This is a genomic window from Gibbsiella dentisursi (genome assembly GCF_039539505.1).
GTDB classification, from domain to species: Bacteria; Pseudomonadota; Gammaproteobacteria; order Enterobacterales; family Enterobacteriaceae; genus Gibbsiella; species Gibbsiella quercinecans.
The window spans coordinates 1,944,233-1,959,427 of sequence record NZ_BAABDG010000002.1; the positions used below are offsets into that span (position 1 = coordinate 1,944,233).

The 15,195-nt window shown below is 51.7% G+C and carries 17 protein-coding genes and 1 pseudogene; 8 read left to right on the forward strand and 10 right to left on the reverse strand.

Annotation, left to right across the window (positions count from 1 at the left end; genetic code table 11):
- Window positions 1-87: 87 nt before the first annotated feature.
- Window positions 88-783: an aquaporin Z gene (gene aqpZ / locus ABFX35_RS09300; protein ID WP_279025398.1), complete on the reverse strand. Its 696-nt coding sequence runs from the start codon at window positions 781-783 to the stop codon at window positions 88-90.
- 405 nt (window positions 784-1,188) lie between these two features.
- On the opposite strand from aqpZ, the gene ABFX35_RS09305 reads away from it, so the two are divergent.
- The 5 genes from ABFX35_RS09305 (at window position 1,189) to ABFX35_RS09320 (ending at window position 6,734) form a co-directional block, all read left to right on the forward strand.
- A complete protein-coding gene (locus ABFX35_RS09305; protein ID WP_279025400.1) occupies window positions 1,189-1,458 on the forward strand; it encodes a hypothetical protein in 270 nt (89 codons plus the stop codon).
- A 139-nt stretch (window positions 1,459-1,597) separates the two neighbouring features.
- A complete protein-coding gene (locus ABFX35_RS24160) occupies window positions 1,598-1,666 on the forward strand; it encodes a DUF1493 family protein (protein ID WP_428832185.1) in 69 nt (22 codons plus the stop codon).
- 1,380 nt (window positions 1,667-3,046) lie between these two features.
- Window positions 3,047-4,207: a tail fiber domain-containing protein gene (locus tag ABFX35_RS09310; RefSeq protein WP_346080459.1), complete on the forward strand. Its 1,161-nt coding sequence runs from the start codon at window positions 3,047-3,049 to the stop codon at window positions 4,205-4,207.
- Between the two features lie 110 nt (window positions 4,208-4,317).
- A complete protein-coding gene (locus tag ABFX35_RS09315) occupies window positions 4,318-6,465 on the forward strand; it encodes a colicin-like bacteriocin tRNase domain-containing protein (protein WP_346080461.1) in 2,148 nt (715 codons plus the stop codon).
- Window positions 6,462-6,734: a colicin immunity domain-containing protein gene (locus tag ABFX35_RS09320; RefSeq protein ID WP_279025407.1), complete on the forward strand. Its 273-nt coding sequence runs from the start codon at window positions 6,462-6,464 to the stop codon at window positions 6,732-6,734. Before ABFX35_RS09315 ends, ABFX35_RS09320 begins: the two co-directional genes overlap by 4 nt.
- A gap of 220 nt (window positions 6,735-6,954) precedes the next feature.
- Here ABFX35_RS09320 and ABFX35_RS09325 read toward each other — a convergent pair whose 3' ends face one another.
- From ABFX35_RS09325 to ABFX35_RS09345, 4 genes are all read right to left on the reverse strand, one after another.
- A complete protein-coding gene (locus tag ABFX35_RS09325; RefSeq protein WP_346080919.1) occupies window positions 6,955-7,371 on the reverse strand; it encodes a tail fiber domain-containing protein in 417 nt (138 codons plus the stop codon).
- Window positions 7,372-7,561: 190 nt separating this feature from the next.
- The gene (locus tag ABFX35_RS09335) at window positions 7,562-7,804 is read right to left on the reverse strand and encodes a cell envelope biogenesis protein OmpA (RefSeq protein ID WP_346080463.1); all 243 of its coding nucleotides are present in this window, start codon (window positions 7,802-7,804) and stop codon (window positions 7,562-7,564) included.
- An 18-nt stretch (window positions 7,805-7,822) separates the two neighbouring features.
- The gene (locus ABFX35_RS09340; protein ID WP_279028917.1) at window positions 7,823-8,284 is read right to left on the reverse strand and encodes a toxin YdaT family protein; all 462 of its coding nucleotides are present in this window, start codon (window positions 8,282-8,284) and stop codon (window positions 7,823-7,825) included.
- Between the two features lie 110 nt (window positions 8,285-8,394).
- Complete coding sequence (locus ABFX35_RS09345) at window positions 8,395-8,694, reverse strand: helix-turn-helix domain-containing protein (protein WP_346080921.1); 300 nt, start codon at window positions 8,692-8,694, stop codon at window positions 8,395-8,397.
- Between ABFX35_RS09345 and ABFX35_RS09350 the strand changes: the two are divergent.
- Window positions 8,585-9,342 (forward strand): annotated as a pseudogene (locus ABFX35_RS09350) (tyrosine-type recombinase/integrase); the annotation flags it as partial. The gene ABFX35_RS09345 and the pseudogene ABFX35_RS09350 sit on opposite strands and share 110 nt — an antisense overlap.
- 318 nt (window positions 9,343-9,660) lie before the next feature.
- Here ABFX35_RS09350 and ABFX35_RS09355 read toward each other — a convergent pair.
- From ABFX35_RS09355 to ftnA, 4 genes are all read right to left on the reverse strand, one after another.
- The gene (locus ABFX35_RS09355) at window positions 9,661-10,002 is read right to left on the reverse strand and encodes a YebY family protein (RefSeq protein ID WP_279028911.1); all 342 of its coding nucleotides are present in this window, start codon (window positions 10,000-10,002) and stop codon (window positions 9,661-9,663) included.
- A gap of 71 nt (window positions 10,003-10,073) precedes the next feature.
- Entirely contained in the window at window positions 10,074-10,955 is an 882-nt protein-coding gene (gene copD, locus ABFX35_RS09360; protein ID WP_346080466.1) for a copper homeostasis membrane protein CopD, read from the reverse strand.
- Window positions 10,956-10,958: 3 nt separating this feature from the next.
- Window positions 10,959-11,342 (reverse strand): copper homeostasis periplasmic binding protein CopC, encoded by a 384-nt coding sequence (copC, locus tag ABFX35_RS09365; RefSeq protein ID WP_346080923.1) that lies wholly within the window; start codon window positions 11,340-11,342, stop codon window positions 10,959-10,961.
- A gap of 375 nt (window positions 11,343-11,717) precedes the next feature.
- Window positions 11,718-12,236 carry a non-heme ferritin gene (gene ftnA / locus ABFX35_RS09370; protein ID WP_095848468.1) on the reverse strand — a complete coding sequence of 173 codons (519 nt, stop codon included), beginning with the start codon at window positions 12,234-12,236 and terminating at the stop codon, window positions 11,718-11,720.
- Window positions 12,237-12,641: 405 nt separating this feature from the next.
- Here ftnA and ABFX35_RS09375 point away from each other — a divergent pair, with 405 nt between their 5' ends.
- Complete coding sequence (locus ABFX35_RS09375) at window positions 12,642-12,872, forward strand: DNA polymerase III subunit theta (RefSeq protein WP_121553902.1); 231 nt, start codon at window positions 12,642-12,644, stop codon at window positions 12,870-12,872.
- A 37-nt stretch (window positions 12,873-12,909) separates the two neighbouring features.
- Here ABFX35_RS09375 and pip read toward each other — a convergent pair whose 3' ends face one another.
- On the reverse strand, window positions 12,910-13,863 hold the full coding sequence (gene pip / locus ABFX35_RS09380) for a prolyl aminopeptidase (RefSeq protein ID WP_121553901.1): 954 nt from the start codon (window positions 13,861-13,863) through the stop codon (window positions 12,910-12,912).
- A gap of 620 nt (window positions 13,864-14,483) precedes the next feature.
- On the opposite strand from pip, the gene exoX reads away from it, so the two are divergent.
- Window positions 14,484-15,152 carry an exodeoxyribonuclease X gene (exoX, locus tag ABFX35_RS09385; RefSeq protein WP_346080468.1) on the forward strand — a complete coding sequence of 223 codons (669 nt, stop codon included), beginning with the start codon at window positions 14,484-14,486 and terminating at the stop codon, window positions 15,150-15,152.
- Window positions 15,153-15,195: the final 43 nt, after the last annotated feature.

The window sequence follows — 15,195 nt, forward strand, 5'->3', positions numbered from 1 at the left end:
ACAAGGAGGCAGGTAAATAAAATGGTGGCGGCAAACAAAAACCCCGCCTGTTGGCGGGGCGAATCATAGGTTTAATGTGAGCAAGGTTTAGTCTTTAGGCTGCAAAAGAAAGCGATAAATCAGCCCACCGACAACGCCCCCAACCAGCGGCACCAGCCAGAATACCCAGAGTTGCTGTAAGGCCCATGTTCCCTGATAAACCGCCACGGCGGTGCTTCGGGCTGGGTTTACCGATGTGTTAGTGACCGGAATGCTAATCAAGTGAATAAGGGTCAGCGCCAGACCAATGGCAATGGGCGCGAACCCCGCCGGAGCGCGTTTGTCTGTCGCACCATGGATCACGATCAGGAAAAATGCCGTCAGAACCAGCTCGATGATAACGGCAGACTGCAGTGAGTATCCACCGGGAGAGTGCTCGCCAAAGCCATTTGATGCAAAACCACTGGCCGTTACATCAAAGCCAGATTTACCGCTGGCAATCAGATACAGAACGCCACCGGCAGCAATACCACCAATCACCTGCGCAATGATGTAGGGTATAACATCCTTGAAAGATATCCGCCCACCGGCCCATAACCCCAGAGTCACTGCCGGGTTGAAATGGCCGCCAGAGATATGCCCCACGGCAAATGCCATTGTCAGAACTGTCAGACCAAACGCAAGCGCAACCCCCGCAAACCCAATCCCCAGTTGTGGGAAGGCTGCGGCTAACACCGCGCTCCCACAACCACCAAACACCAGCCAGAAAGTGCCGAAGAATTCAGCAGCGGTTTTTCTAAACATTTCATACTTCCTTCTGTTCGTTAACGATTAACGGCGCTCATATATCGCGAGCTTATGATAACCAACGAAACCATGAATGAAACTAATTTTATGTATTTATAACAACAAGAAAGACACTATTTTTGTATGGATATAATAACGTTGCGCAGTAAATTCAGATAAGAGCGAGCAGGTATTATCAGATTGGAAACCCGGGGCAACGCCCAACACGCGACAGATGCCAAAAGAGCCACGCGTTAGCGCCGGCACATAAAATTCAGGGTTGAAATCATTTATGATAATGATTATCATTTTCACAGATTGGCATCTGACCAGCCTGACCCAGTATTCAGCGCGTTACTGCCCCATTGTTTATCGCCGATTTCGGGCAACAAACTCATTTTCCCTTTAGGGACCATAGACAACATGCGTAAACAAATTATACGATACGTTGCCAGATACACCCTGCTCTACAGCGAGAGGCGGCCAGCATTGCCATGGGATTCAATTCGCGATATCTTAATTCAGGCACAATGCGGCATTATCGAAAATAATCTGTTCCTTAAAGGCTGGAAAATTACCCTTTACCATCATAGAGATTCCGCCTATCCCTATTTCATCGCCAGGCATAAATACCGGGGAAGCCTTAGGATAGATTATATTGACTATCAACAAGAGCTTGCGCTTATAAAATGAAGACGTTTGTCTATTAGGCGGGTTTTTATCTTTTGAAATCAGCAAAAAGTACCGAATACGATTCCTTGATAGTTAAGGGAAAGTTAATTAATCAAAAGTTATAAAACTTCGGTGCCTGACTTACCTTGTCAACGCTTTAATGTTGATCCCGCTGACGGTTAGAATGCTAATAGATTCTGCCGGAGCCGGCTGCTGGTTGTACGATTAGAGCTTCTAATATCAAGGCACTAATAGCCCTGGACACACCTGTACTATAAGCGTATGGCTATCTACGACGCTCCTGATTTTCGTAAATGTGATGTAAGATGGAAATATTAATATTTGTAGTTCTTTATTATCATTTTCTATCTGATACCAGCAAACTCTATCGATGAATTTTTGACAAATCATGTGCTAACGCATAGTGATAGTAAAAAGGAATGAACAAGTTCGATTTTGTTATCCTTATGATCAAGCCTACGGCCTGTGCTATAGATTTTCTGCTGTTCTTAATGGTTATACAAAAATAAAATCATAGCCAGTAAAATAATAAATCGTATGGCCTCTCACCACTGCAATCAGCCCCAGAAAAATTTCAGCTAACAAACTAAAACTATCGCAAAATTCCCGGATCGTTCCAGGTAGCCTCAAGATACGAATGTTAGAAATTCCGTCAATATCTGCCTAGCCTCCGGCCTGGCACCGTAACAGATCGCTGCCGCCTGGCCAATACGACAGACTTTATGATCAGCGCTGGCATCAGGACAAACTGCCTGAATGGCGCTCAGCATCCCTATGGCATCACGAAAAAATCTGTCGCCGCACGAAAAGTGCTGGGATCGCGTTCCAGAATAGCCCACCGACATTCCACGGGATCCGCAGTCAATCAGGACGACTGTATGAAAAGGAGGAAGGAAAGGAGTTTGCACGGAAAGTATGGGGGCATAAATCAGAGAAGATGACTGGCAAGTATCTCGATACGTGGGAAAAAGAGTACGTGATACTGTAAAAGACCAAATATCAAAATTCGAGTTAATTCCAAAAAAACAATTAAAATCAAAAAATAAAAAAAGAGCGAATACGATTCCTTTAATCGAAAGTGAAATAAAAAACCATTACATATCAATACAATAACACATTTCCAGCCTAAAAAACAACCTCAAATACCTTCGTCAACCACCTTTTACATTCAAATAGTTACTAAAAATCTCGGTTCGATTCGGGAATAATTCGAACGAACAATGCCAAACCACAGACATACTGGTCAAATCTGAAAGGTGCTCCGGTGTCATAATGTTCCATGCAGCATACGATTTTGATTTGTCCTTGATTTAGCACCCACCTTATTTGCGTCTACGTTCACATTAAATGTGAGTGTAAATCACCCTACTCTTTTTTGTATCACCCTCCACACAACAAATGATAATGGTTATCATTTGACACTTCTTCCATTCTCGAACATAGTACTGTTCATGCATACAGTTTGTGTGTGTTTTCACCGGCTTTTGTCATACCTCGATACGTAGCCTGCTTTTTTGTTTGTCAGCAGCCCGTGAGGTGCCAAATGCCTTTTAACCGTTAAAAAGGAAGTTAAAAAGAGGGAATTATCATGGCTGAAGAAAAGAAAAATGCGCAGGTGACTAACGGCGTTAATGAGGATATTACCGAGCTGAAATCGCTGTCTACGCTGCGCAAACGTGTGATCAGTGATGCTGAGGTGGTGTCCAAATCGGCAAACGGTTTCCGCCTGGCCTATGGCAATACCGGCATAATATTGCGTAATGACGGCAAGGACTTTTATGCCCTGACCACGGCTAGCGGGCAGGCGCAGGATGGGCAGTGGAATACGCTGCGGCCGCTGTCTTTTAATCTTTCAACCGGTAGGGTTTCCCTGCGCAACGGCGTTGACATTTCCGGTGGCGCGTTGGTGTCGCATAACGCGGGCATTTCAGCCAAGACCACCGGCCCGGCCATCCTTATCAATGGGCAAACGTATAATGCACCAACGATAACCACCAGTTTCACCGGCGGCAATGTGACTACCTCGATGAGAATGGGCGCGCGGGTTGTCACGGGCAAGGAAGATTATGGATTGCTCTCTTATCAGGATCGTCAAGGGAACCAGAACGAACTTCAGGTCAGACCCAACGCCGAGCTTTCTGTGGGGCAATTGACCAAACGCAATCCCGAGGGGTGGATTACTGCAGCGGGTAACCGCAGCGTAGATAACAATACGGGCAGGAAAACTAATGGCCTATGGATTCAGGCCCGGGCGGATATGTCTGCAGACTTTTACCATTATGAACGTGTCGGCCTGCACCATTTTCTGGGATTGCATGTCGCTAATGGTGGCGCGCAGGGCTGGTATGAATTCCGTAATGACGGTCATGCCTACACCAACGGGAGTTGGCATAGCAGCTCAGATGCGCGGATGAAAACCGACGTCGAGAAGATTGCCGGCGCACTGGATAAGCTGGAAAAAATCAGCGGCTATACCTACCTCAAACAGGGGGTTCCGGAAGCCGGGGTCATTGCCCAGGAAATCGAGGCCGTACTGCCTCAGTTGGTCACGCAGACCGAACTGACACTCAATGACGGCAGCGTGCTTCCGGACGCACGAAGTATCAATATCAACGGCGTGGTCGCCCTGCTGGTTGAAGCCCTCAAAGAAGAGTGCTCATTGCGAAAGGCTGAGCGTAAAGCCCGTCTTGAAATGGAAACACGGCTGGCATCTCTGGAACATGTTATTTCAGTGTTAAAAAAATCGTGAGCGGTATTCCGTGGAGCTTTCAGCGAACGTAATACCGTATTCGGGAATGCAGGTTATATTTTCCCAGCCTGTCATTGACTCTGTCAGATTGTCAGTACAATGGATTTTCTATGAGTGATATTAACTACAATGAGAACGACTACAATAACGGGGTGCCGCCCGAACCCGGCGTCGTCTGGTACGAGGACCACTGGGCCTGGCCAACGCGCGGATATGATATTCCGCCAGGCCCCGGCGACAGTGAGCCGGGAATAGTGGTGACCCCCCAGAAGAAGCAGGATACCTGGCCGAAAAGACCCAATGTGAAAGAGTGGTATGTCCCCGGCGAAAAGCCCTTTGACCCCATAACCGGCAACGGCTGGATACCCGAAGTGGATGGCTACAATGAGGCGCTGCCGGCAGGCGTTCCGGCGGTGGTGCAGAACGCCGTTAATCAGGTGAAGTCCACCCCCCTGAAGGGCGGCATGTCCGCCTGTGATATCTGGCGGCTGACGCCGGCTCCAGACTATCCGGGTCCTAACAACGCTTACGACCCTGCGTTTATCTGGTTCCCCGCACAGGCACTGACGGACAGCAACCTGTCTGCGATGGCAACAGCGCCGGAGAATGTGCCGGTGCATACCCGCATTCTGGACGATGTTCATGACGGGACGCAGTTCATTTCCGCCGTATCCGCAGGTCCGACGGCGTATGACCTGCCGGTGGTGAAAGCCACGGTACGCGGGGCGTATTACACCATCGGGCGTCTGCCCGGGGCTATGGGCTCCTACACGTTTGAGTTTTCCGCAAAAGCCCCCCGTAAGGACTCCCGTTTTGTCAGAAACGTGGCGCAGACCGGCGGTGAGGTACGTGAGGCGGGGTTCACTATGGGGGCCAATACCAGCGACTGTATCGTCTGGTTCCCGGAAGGCAGCGGCGAGGAGCCACTGTATTTTTCCATGACCATGAATATGCCGGCGGGGCCGCTGCTGCGGCGTCAGGAGGCGGAAAACCGGGCCAGAGGGGAAGCGGATGCGGCCAGGGCAGAAGAAGCTCGCAGAGCCGAAGAAGCTCGCAAGGCTGAAGAGGCTCGCAGAGCAGAGGAAGCACGCAGAGCCGAAGAAACACGTAAAGCCGAAGACGCCCGTAAGGCGCTGTTTGCAAAAGTGGGTATCCAGGAGACGCCGGTTTACACGCCGGAAATGGTGAAAGCGGCAAACACGGCGCTGTCCGCGGAAGGCTCAATAGCGCTGAACCGCGCCCCGGGGATGATTCAGCTGTCCGCGGCGGGCGTGGGGACGCTTCCTTTCAACAGCAGTCTGGCGGGATGGGAGGCCGGTGCGCTCTGGCGTGGCGTCATCGAGCTTGCCAATATAGGCAAATCTCTTTCCGGATGGGCTATAGTTGCTACGGTTCTGCGGGCTGCACTTGATATCCCGAAGGCCGGTGAAGGCAGCGATAAGGTTCCCGGGCGCAACATTGACATGCTTGCCGCTCAGGCCAGCCTGTATACAGCCATGAAGACGGAGATTAAACCGGGGATGAAGACCGTGGACCTGCCGGTGCGGGGGTACATTTCCACGGAAAGCGACGGCCAGCAGTCGGTTAACCTGGTGAAGACGGGCACGGGCGGGATCTCCCCCACGGTACCGGTGCTGAGTGCCGTGCGTGACAAGGCGACCGGACTTGATAAAATCACGGTACCGGCGGTGGCGGGTGCGCCATCGCGGACCATACTGGTGAATCCGGTGCCAGTCGGACCTGCGGCACCATCGCATACCGGCAACAGTTCCCCGGTGCCGGTGACGCCGGTGCATACCGGGACGGAGGTTAAGCAGGCTGACAGCATTGTCACCACCACCCTGCCGGTGGCGGATATTCCTGCGTTGCAGGATTTTATCTACTGGCAGCCGGATGCGACCGGTACGGGCGTTGAGCCGATTTACGTTATGCTGAGTGACCCGTTGGATTCGGGAAAATTCACGCGCAGACAACTCCAGAAGAAGTATAAACATGCCATAGATTTTGGTATCAGTGACACAAAGATAAATAGTGAAACGTTAACCAAGTTCCGGGATGCAATTGAAGCTCATCTATCTGATAAAAATACAAAAGAAAAAGGCACGTATATAAGAGAAAAAGAATCTAAAGTATATTTTAACGCAGAAACAAATAATGCTGTAGTAATAAAGAAAGATGGTTCTTTCGCAACAGGAATGAAGTTAAAACCTGGAACACCTCAGTATAGAAATTACATAGAGAAAGGAGTTTTACTATGAGTATCAAATTAATTGATATTGCAAAAGACCTCTTGAAATCAAAAATATCAGCTGATGAATACGAGTCCCAGTATCTTAATCTTTGGAGAGAGGAGCGTGATGATGGCACATTGAGTAAAGATAGCGAAACTATTGGACTCTGTGCAGCGGAACTTTTTAGCTTGGCAGATTGTTATACTTCTTATCCAGACAGAGATGAAAGTGACTTGGATGCTGATGACCTTGTCAAAGAAGTCAAATCTACTCTTGAAAAATACCATCTTCTCTAATCTTTTGAACTAAAGCATAAATCAGTAGAGAGCCAACCTTTCGGGGTTGGCTATTTTAAGTAAGCAAGGCTGATTCTGTCTTCTCCCCCCCTCGCCTTTGACGAGGGGGATCCGGTAAAGCTTCCACTATCATCCAGAGTACGGTAGCCGCTCCGGATTCCTGTCCCGAGTAGCCGCTGATAAAGTGATTGGGCAGGAAAAACGTTAAGCACTGGCCGGTTTATCCGGCCATTGACTCGTATTTTCCCAACCGCACCTTCAGCGATTCAATTTCATCCATCAGCGCTAAAATTGCCTCATGGTGCAAGGCGGCCGTTGCTCCCACTGTGTCTATCGCCAGCACATTATCGATAACCTCTCCGTCTCTCATGGTCAGCGATGTCCCTGACTCAAACACCGCCGACGGCAAGATCTTTTGTATCTCCTGGGCGATAAAACCCTGCTGCTTAACCCCTGTATCCCGACGCGTCCACGTATACCCCCTCACCTGACGCATTCTTTCAAGCGGCTCTGAAAGCGGCCTAATGTCCTCTTTAATTCTTCGGTCTGACGCATTCGCCCAACTGCCATTGACCGCATACGCCTTGCCAGACGACCTGAACCGCCAGGATACCGCATGGGAGAACCTTCGCGGAATACCTCAACCAGACGCTGGATAAACTCCTCCGGCGTCGGCTCTAAGCCGATCTGGCCCTCAACACCGTAATCGCGTAGCCCGAAATACGGGGGGTTCGTTACACAGGTGTGGAATGCCTTTTCAGGCATTTGCCGCATGAGATCTACGCAGTCACCGACATAGCAGCGGAAGAATTTATCCCAGGACATAATCAGCGGCGTCCCATGCGGCGCCCAGGCACATGCGGGCGCTCCGGTTTGCTCTTCACCCGCTTTAGCGGTTTTGCGTACGTCTTTGCGATTACAAGGCTGCTGGCGATCGTTGCATTCGGACGAGAAAGGTAATGATCGGCGCCGCGGCCGGCAGCCGAGCGCGCCACATCCTCAGAAAATCCGTCACGCACCAGTTGATCGCGGATCTGCGCTTCAATTTGTTCTCTTGAAAAATTAGCCATTGGTTTATGCTCCGGTTATTACATACTGCCGCTGAACATCGCCGCGGCGCTGGCCATTACGGCAGCCCAGCGGTCCGGCGGTGCCAGCCTTACTAGCGATTCGATACCCTCGCGGATTTCTTTCTCCAACTCGCGCAGTGGCGCGCCCAGTAACGCCGCCTGTTTGGCGTCCGCGCATTCTTTGATGGCATCGGCCACCAGCTCAAACCTGGTTTTTCCCTGCTTTAGCCCGTGTTTTCTGGTGATCTCGATCGGCATCACGTCGGCGATCACCGGCGTCAACTGCAGGACATAGCCTGCGTATTTCTCCGTACGGTTCGGGTTGTCCAGCCAACGAAATATGTTCTGCCGGTTGTTGCGTTCGATATCGCCCAGTTGAAGGCCTTTCCCACCGCGCCGGAACCATTCATCGGTGATCAACTTCGCGATGGTTTCCTGCGCCCGGCCAGGCAGCGTGCTCTGCCATTCTTCGACCGCCATGCGAACAGCATCAGGCTTTACGGACCCACGTAGGCGCGATGAAGATTGATTTCCTGAACTCAGCCGCTGGCCACCCGCCCTGATAACATCCTGAAAGGTTAATGACATGGTTAGTCCTCCTGATTTTTAAGCTCAGGCTCTGGAGGGAAAAGGCTGTCCAATGTGCAATCACAGCCCAAGCGATTCATTGTTTCAACAATGAGGCGGCACTCGTCCAAGCTTGGGGAGCGTAGGCCGATCTCATAGTTGGAAAGGCGTGAGCGTTTCCAACCGATCTCGCTAGCAAGCAAAGACTGGGATATCCGCGAGCGCTTAGGCGGCATGGTGCTGTCAAAAATCACGACTCGACACGTCGCCGAGCTCCTAGAGTTCTGGATCGCCCAGGACAAAAAAACAATGGCCGCCACCATGCGATCGGTACTTTCCGATATATTCCGCGAAGCAATCGTTGAAAGTCATATCGAAACAATCCCATAACGCCCACGCGCGCCGCAAAAGTCGTGGTGAAGCGCGAACGGCTGGAATTGGCGCGATACGAGCCTATTCGTGGTGCAGCAGCCCCTATGCCGCCTTGGTTCGGCTTGGCGATGGATCTGGCCTTGGTTTCTGGCCAGCGTCGCGAAGATCTGACACAGATGCGTTTCAGTCATGTCGTAGACGGCAGATTGCTTGTCGAGCAAGGTAAAACTGGCGCCATGATTTCCCTCCCCCTCGATCTGGAGCTGAAAATCGTAGGCCTCCGCCTCGGGACTGTGATCGAACGCTGCAGGTTGGCCAGCACAACAGACTTTATGATCAGCGCCGGCATCCGCAAAAACAGCCCTGATGGCTCACTGCACCCTGATGGACTAACGAAAAAATTTGTTGCGGCGCGGAAGGTTTCAGGCTTGTCGTTCGAGGAAAATCCGCCGACATTTCACGAGATCCGAAGTTTGGCCGGCCGGCTGTATGAGAAGGAGAGAGGAAGGGATTTTGCGCAGAAACTGCTGGGGCATACATCAGAAATGATGACGTTGAAATATCTCAATACGAGGGGGAAAGAGTACGTAATGCTGTAAAAGACCGAATATCAAAATTCGAGTAAATTTCGAGTAAATTCGAGTTTCACGAAAACAAATCAGCAAAATCAACAACTTAAAAAAAGACCGAATACGATTCCTATATTCGGTCTAGGGAAATGGCTCTTGGGAGAGAGCCGTGCGCTAAAAGTTGGCATTTAATGCAGGGCTTATTCAGCCATGCACTTTAAGCGTAGCCCAAGCCGCTATTTTTGCCAGCGTGGCGCACGGTGCGTGATAGTTTACCGTAGAAATCAAACACCTGATTTTCACCGGCAACAGCGGCTCCCAGCCATAACCCTTTCTTTCTGAAAAAAATCAGTGGGCGCACAGCTGCTGCGCACGCTCACGGAACGGTTCTGTGCTCATCTTGTGGCCAGGGTTGTTCGCATCATCGAGCAGGATCACATCCAGCGGCTGGGCACGTTGCTGCCCTGCTTTTACCTGAGCCTGGGCAATATCATTTAGCGGATATTGCATCAGCGTGCTGTTGTTCAGCACAAACAGTGCGCCATCTTTCCGGCACTGCAGCGTCACCTCTTCCCGAGTAAATGCCCACTGTTTGCCGTATTCCAGCTTAGTCACATTGACTAGCCCACCGGCCGCCAACGCGGCGTTGGTCGCTGCCAGCAACGCGAAACCGAGTAATGCTCGTTTCATTTTATGACCCTAATTTGATTTACTATTTCGTTGATTTTCCCGTAATCCACGGTAGCGGGCAAGGCGTAATGTCACCGCGGTGAATAGGTGGCAAACACACTGACCAGCATCAGCGCCACAGCCCCTAATGCCACTTCCGCCCAGCAACCCCATACCAACCCACGCAACGCTAGCGCGGGGTCGCGCTTCATTAACGGCACCAGGGCATAGCGGTTGCCTGCGGCAATCGCAACCATCACCGCCACGGCTGCGGCCTTAAATAGCAGCAGGCGCTGGTAGGTTGAATCCGGGTTCAGCGGCCAATGGCCGGTGATCAACAGCCCGTTGACGATACCGGTGAGGATAACCAACGCCACGGCCAAATGGCCCCAGCGGGAAAAACGGATCAACACATGGATAGCGTCATAACGCCAAAGCGGCTGATGCAGATAGCGCAGGCACAACAGCAGCGGCAGCAAACAGCCGAACCAGTAGCCCGCTGCCAACAGGTGCAGCGCATGGTTAATACGGTGTGCTGCACCCAGCACGCCATCATGCATCACCGCATGGCCGATAAATGCCAGGCTCACCAGCAGCAAAACGGCAAGCAACGCACCGATCTGCGCGCCGCGAACAGGCGGCAACAACAACGCCAAGAGGGATAACGCCGCCAGCCCCAGGTGCCAGCACCAAACCTTGCCGAAAGAGGTCGAGAGCACTGCCAGCCAAACGCTCGGTTGCCAAACATCCATCCAGCCGTCGCCCATCAGGCCCTCCTGGATAGCCAACATACAGGCGGCGGAAAGCGCTCCAGCCCAGACAGAAGCCACCAGCAACGGGCGCACATCAGGGGTAAGCCGTTGCGAAAAGCGCTGCGGCGCTAATATGGCGGTGAATATACTGGCGCCAAACATCAGCATCACCGCCGCAAAGTGCACAAAGCGACACAGTACGAACAGAGCCGCCAAACCCATCGGTTATTTTACAGTAAAGCTGTATTGGCCTTTGGTCTTATGGCCATCAACCGAGACAACGTGCCAGGAAACGTGGTACTTGCCGGCGGTGAGCTGCTCATCAATCGGCACGCTCACCTGGGTTTTACTCTCACCCAGTTTCAATTTGCCGGTTTTTACCGCGGCATTATCGGCGCGGGTGATGTTAATGCCGCTGAAGTTGGGCTCAATCCCTTCAGAAAACTGCAGTTCCAGCTCGCCTGGCGCTGCGCTGACAGTGGCATCGGCAGCCGGAGTCGCAGCGTTAAGATGCGCATGCGCCAATACCTGCTGGGAAAATAAGCCGGCGAGTAAAACAACCAGCGCGGGAAACAAACGAGAAGATGAACGGAGTTTAGCGATCACAATGGTGTTATCCCTTTAATCAAATGAAGGCAACAAGGGGTAAAGCCGGATGGCAGAACGAAGGCCTTAACCCACCGCAATAATTGCGCCACGAGTAAAGGAAGGTGTTGACGGGTTCACTAAGTTGACCAATACCATCCCTGTAGCGTATCGGGCCAAATCATAACGGTGATAATGGGGCGAGTCGAGCACATCACTGGCATCTGCGCCGCAGACCGCATTTCTCGCTGCATCACCACAATAAAATCAGGGGAATAACCCTATCCCCTTAAACATTGCAAGAGGCAGGAAGTGCGCCGCTCAACGCGCACCAACAAAAAACGCACCCCGAATGGGGTGCGTTTCAACAGAAGGCTGTGCTGCCCATACTTCAGGCGATCACACTTGGCCGTTGCTGCTCGCGCCAGCCGCACCCATCTGTTTGAGATCCTTGTCAACGAAGAACAGCGCTTTACCGCTGGTGCCCACCAGCGCCAGTTTATCCAGCACGGATTTGAACAGTTTTTCTTCTTCATGCTGCTCGGCAACGTACCATTGCAGGAAGTTGAAGGTGGAATAATCATGGGTGGTCATTGCAACATGCGCCAGCTCGTTGATCTGGCGGGTAATCAGCTGTTCATGCTCATAGGTTTGCTTGAATACGTCTTCCAGTGAAGCAAACTCAACCGGCGGCGCGGCAATGCTACCCAACAACGGCAGAGCCCCGGTATCGCTCAGGTAATCGAACAGGCGCTGCATATGCTGCATTTCTTCCTGAGAATGGGTTTTCAGAAATGCGGCTGCCCCTTCAAACCCTTTGTCGCTGCACCAGGCGCTCATCTGCAGGTACAGATTGGCTGAATAGAACTCCAGATTGAGTTGCTCATTCAGTTTTTTTACCATTTCTTGCGTTAACATAATTATTCCTATTTTAATTTTCGGCAGGCAGAAAACTTAATTTCGGCACATTATGCACTGTAAAAAACAAAATAAAAACACCTTATTCACAAGGTTAATCATTAAAAATAAAATCAAAACAATTCAATGAGATAAAAATAAATTACCGCCACAAATTAACGCTTATAATAATTATTATCACTTATTTAAAAAACAAGATAATAATGATTCCCATTTCAATAAATAAACAAATTTCATTGCCTGTTTTGGTATGGGCGGCAATTTACAGCGCTATACCCTTCATACGTCGAGCCGCAGGTGCAGGCATTCGAAACAGCTATTGCGCGATAACGTGGTACTTGCCAAGCGGATTCGGCTGGATTACCTTTCAGCGCTGATGGTGGCATTAGCGGTAAGGAGAACAGAATGGGTTACAACCTGGCGGAACTGTCTAAAGAAGAAATGGACAAGGTCAACGTTGATTTAGCGGCTTCCGGTGTGGCGTTCAAAGAACGCTATAACATGCCGGTGATCCCGGAAATGGTTGAGCGGGAACAGCCCGAATACCTGCGGGATTACTTTCGTGAGCGCGTGGCCCACTACCGGGCGCAATCGCACAAATTCTCACAGTTGCCCTACGAGCCGAAAACAAAATAATCCGAGCCTGCCCACCAAGGCAGGCTATGGCGGCGTGCTACTTGCCGGCAAAACGATCGGTCGCCAACATCAGTTGGTGCAGAATCCCGGGCTCATCAAAGGAGTGCCCGGCCCCTTCCACGATTTTTAGCTCTGCTTCAGGCCAGGCCTGCGCCAGATCCCAGGCGTTTTGTAACTGGCAAGCCATATCATAGCGGCCATGGATGATCACCGCCGGGATATGGCGAATGCGGGGAACGTTGCGCAGCAGTTGATCGTCCGTTTCCAGAAATCCCAGATGGGTAAAGTAGTGGTTCTCAATGCGCGCAAACGCCAGCGCAAAATCGTCCTCGCTGAACGAATCAGACTCGGCGCTTGGCAACAGCGTCACCGTCTCCCCTTCCCATACGCTCCACAGTTTTGCCGCTTCCAACTGCACCTGCAGATCTGGCGAGGTCAGCCGCTGCCGGTAAGCGGCAATCACGTCTTTGCGCTCGTCGTCAGACAGGATCGAAAGCACGCGCGCCCATTTGTCCGGAAAGAAACGCGAAGCACCATCCTGGTAATACCAGCTCAATTCCTGCTTGCGCAGTGTAAAGATGCCGCGCAACACCATTTCACTCACGCGCTGCGGATGGGTTTGCGCATAGGCCAGCGCCAGCGTAGAGCCCCAGGAGCCACCAAAAACCAGCCACTGTTCAACGCCCGCCATCTCACGCAAGCGTTCAATGTCGGCCACCAGGTGCCAGGTGGTGTTATTCTCCAGGCTGGCGTGCGGCCGGGAACGCCCACAACCACGCTGATCGAACAGCAGAACCTTGTAACGTTCGGGGTCAAACAACTGGCGGTGACGCGGGGAAATACCACCGCCCGGCCCGCCGTGGATAAATACCGCCGGCTTGCCGTTGGGGTTACCACTCAGTTCCCAGTAAATGCGATGACCATCCCCGGTATCAAGCCAACCGCTGTCGTACGCGGCTAACGGTGGATACAAACCTCTTAATTGTTCCATGGCGCTTCCATCTCTGTGTGGCTCATGCCTTCATCAAAGCCCATGCAACAGAGCAGGTCAATGACAAAACAGGGAAATCTGCATATCTGCCGGCCGGTTAGCGTCTGTTTGCTTAAAATGAGCGCAATGGTTGTCGTTCACCTTGCCGTGAAATGGCCCACCGGGCGTTTATTGCGCCAACCCGCGCTTTTGCCATAACGCCAAAAAAATTATCGGGTTTAACAGTGCATTGGGGGTTTTTGATCATTCCTGCTTGCATCCGGCCTCTTTTAGGGGGTTAATAGATAAGCAATCTACCCACCATAGGTAATAGAGAGGCCAAAATGAGTAAGGGAATGGATAGCAAGAAAAATGCGAAGAAAAAGCCGTTGAAGACCCAGGCAGAAAAACGCGCGGAAAAGCGTGCGAAGAAAGCACATCCTGCCGGTGAATGATTAAGTAAACGTTCTTCTATTCGTAGTTAAGCCCGCCTCGGCGGGTTTTTTGTTGCCTGAAATCCCCTGTGGCTAACGCCGATCATCGTCGCCGCTGCCGATGTAACGCGCGCCGGACAATTGGCCGGGCATTGGCATGGGTATGCCCAGCTGTTAAGCTCGCCTTTCGGATACCCTGGAGTACATATGGCGTTACGCGTAATAGATACCGAAACCTGCGGGCTAAGCGGGGGCATTGTGGAAGTAGCGTCTGTCGATATCGTCGATGGGCAATTGACCAACCCCATGAGCGATCTGGTTAGCCCAGACCGGCCAATCAGCATTGACGCGATGGCAATCCACCACATTACCGAACAGATGGTGGCCGGCAAACCGCGCATTGCGGTAGCCATTGGCCGCTATCAGGGCAGTGAGTACTATGTGGCGCACAACGCCGCCTTCGATCGCGGCGTGCTGCCGGAAATGAACGGCCAGTGGATCTGCACCATGAAGCTGGCCAGGAATCTATACCCGGACATCAAATACGGTAACCAATATCTGCGCTACGCACTGAATCTGGATGTGCAACTGCCGCAAGACACCACGCTCTACCCGCACCGCGCCCTGTATGATTGCTACGTGACCGCTGCGCTGCTGCAGCGCATTATGCAAGATTCCGGCTGGTCGCCGGCGCAGATGGCGCAGATAACCGCCCAGCCTACCTTGCTGAAAAAATTCAAATTCGGCAAATACCGTGGGCAGGATATTGAGCGCGTCGCGCAAGAGGATCCGCGGTATCTGCGCTGGATGCTGAAATCGATTAGCGATCTCAGCCCAGACATGCAATACACCCTGAAATACTACCTGATTGGGTAACAGCGGCGGCAGTATCCACACCGCCGCCCCATCACCTCCGGCC